At 72.0% G+C, this 2,808-nt stretch carries 1 protein-coding gene; it reads left to right on the plus strand.

Translation table 11 applies throughout. From position 1 onward, the window contains the following. Positions 1-2,808: type I polyketide synthase (locus tag ABD329_RS47590; RefSeq protein WP_344318245.1), on the plus strand; the 2,808-nt coding region annotated here is incomplete at both ends.

The following is a 2,808-nucleotide window of genomic DNA, read 5'->3' on the forward strand; positions in this document are numbered from 1 at the left end:
TGGGCGACCGTGAGCTGGACGCGTTCGTGGTGTTCTCCTCGATCGCGGGTGTGTGGGGCAGTGGTGGTCAGGCCGCGTACGCCGCGGCCAACGCCTATCTGGACGCGCTGGTGGAGGACCGCCGTGCGCGGGGTCTCGCCGGTACCGCGGTGGCCTGGGGCCCCTGGGCCGAGGGCGGCATGGCGACCGCCGAGGGCATGGAAGCGGAGCTTGTCCGCCGTGGCCTGGCGGTCATTCCCCCGGCGCTGGCACTTACCGCGCTACAGGGAGCGGTCGCGGGTGACGACGGTGTGCTGACGGTCGCCGATGTGGACTGGGAGCGATTCGCCCCCGTGTTCACCTTGGAGCGCCCGAGCCCGTTGATCAGTGATCTGCCCGAGGTCCGGAGGGCACTCGACAGTGCGGGCTCGTCCGCTCGGGCGGGCGACGCATCGACAGGTCTGCGGGCGCGGCTGGCGGGGCTGACCGAGGCCGAGATCGACCGGGCCCTGCTGGAACTCGTGCGGAGCCAGGCCGCGGCGGTCCTCGGCTTCGCGGGTGCGGAGGTCGTTGAGCCGGGGCGTGCGTTCAAGGAGCTGGGTTTCGACTCGCTCACGGCGGTTGAGTTCCGTAACCGGCTGAACGCGGAGACCGGGCTGGTGCTTCCGGCCACGCTGGTCTTCGACTACCCGAGCGCCACGGTGCTGGCCGACCATCTGCGTGCCGAGGTGCTGGGGACGCGGGGCGATGTGGCCGTGCCGTCGGCGGTGGTGGCCCGGGTCGATGACGACCCGATCGCGATCGTCGGGATGAGCTGCCGCTTCCCCGGCGGTGTCGGAAGCCCCGAGGACCTGTGGCAGTTGGTGGCCGGCGGTGGCGACGCCATCTCCGACTTCCCGTCCAACCGCGGGTGGGACGTCGACGGGATGTACGACCCGGACCCCGAGCGGCTGGGCACGTTCTACTCGCGCGAGGGCGGCTTCCTGCACGAGGCGGGCGAGTTCGACGCGGGCTTCTTCGGGATCTCGCCGCGTGAGGCCCTTGCCATGGATCCGCAGCAGCGACTGCTGCTGGAGACCTCCTGGGAGGTCTTCGAGCGGGCCGGTATCGCTCCCATGTCCGTGCGCGGTCGGCAGATCGGCGTGTTCGTGGGCGCCGCGACCTCGGGCTACGGGGTCGGGAACGACGGCGCGGCCGGGGAGCTGGAAGGGCAGATCCTGACCGGCAACGCGACATCGGTCGTATCCGGTCGCATCTCCTACACCATGGGTCTCGAGGGGCCCGCGCTGACGGTGGACACGGCGTGCTCGTCGTCGCTGGTCGCGCTCCACCAGGCGGCGCAGGCGCTGCGCCAGGGCGAGTGTGAGATGGCGCTCGCCGGTGGTGTGACGGTGATGGCCACGCCCGGCGCGTTCGTGGAGTTCAGCCGGCAGCGCGGGCTCGCCCCCGACGGCCGGTGCAAGCCGTTCGCGGACGCCGCGGACGGTACGGGCTGGTCCGAGGGTGTCGGCATGCTGCTCGTGGAGCGGCTGTCGGATGCTCAGCGCAACGGCCACCAGGTGCTGGCGCTCGTGCGGGGTTCGGCGGTCAACCAGGACGGTGCGTCCAACGGTCTGACGGCGCCCAACGGCCCGTCGCAGCAGCGGGTGATCCGCCAGGCCCTCGCCAACGCCGGAGTGCCGGCCGCCGAGGTGGACGTGGTGGAGGCGCACGGTACGGGGACCACGCTGGGTGACCCGATCGAGGCGCAGGCGCTGCTGGCGACGTACGGCCAGGAGCGGCCGGAGGGCCGTCCGCTGTGGCTGGGCGCGCTCAAGTCGAACATCGGCCACACACAGGCCGCCGCCGGTGTTGGCGGAATCATCAAGATGGTGATGGCGATGCGCCACGGGGTGCTGCCGCGGACGCTGCACGTGGATGAGCCGTCGCGCGAGGTGGACTGGTCGGCGGGTGAGGTGCGGCTGCTGACGGAGGCGGTGGAGTGGCCCGAGACCGGGCATCCGCGCCGGGCGGGCATCTCCGCCTTCGGCGTCAGTGGCACCAACGCGCACACCATCATCGAACAGGCCCCGGTGGCGGACGAGACGGAGCCCGCCCCGGCGGCCCTGGCCGACGATCAGTCCATCGTGCCCTGGGCGCTCTCCGCCCGGAGCGCGGAGGCCCTGCGTGCGCAGGCCGAGCGGCTGCGGTCGTATCTGCTGGAGCGTGCCGAGCTGGGCGCGCTGGATGTGGGCTACTCGCTGGTGGCCTCGCGCTCGGTGCATGAGCATCGCGCGGTGGTCTCGGGCGCGAACCGTGCGGAACTGCTGCGCGGCGTCGAGGCCGTCGCGGCCGGTGACATGGCCCCGGGAGTGGTGCGGGGCGTCGCGACGCCATCGGGCCTGATGGCGTTCCTGTTCTCGGGCCAGGGCGCGCAGCGACTGGGCATGGGGCGCGAGCTGTACGAGGCGTTCCCCGCCTTCGCCGACGCGTGGGACGAGGTGTGCGCCCATCTCGATGTGCTGCTGGACCGCCCGCTGCGGGATGTGGTGTTCGCGGCGGAGGGGAGCGCGGATGCCGGGCTGCTGGATCAGACGGCGTTCACTCAGCCCGCGTTGTTCGCGGTCGAGGTGGCGTTGTTCCGGTTGCTGGAGCACTGGGGTGTCCGCCCGGATGTGGTGATCGGTCACTCCATTGGTGAGATCGCGGCCGCGCATGTGGCGGGGGTGTTCTCGCTGGAGGACGCGTGCACGTTGGTCGCGGCCCGGGGTCGTCTGATGCAGGCGCTGCCGGAGGGTGGTGCGATGGTCGCCGTCGAGGCTTCCGAGGAGGAGGTCGCGGCGTCGCTTG

Source organism: Streptomyces javensis (assembly GCF_039525925.1).
Taxonomy (GTDB): domain Bacteria; phylum Actinomycetota; class Actinomycetes; order Streptomycetales; family Streptomycetaceae; genus Streptomyces; species Streptomyces asiaticus.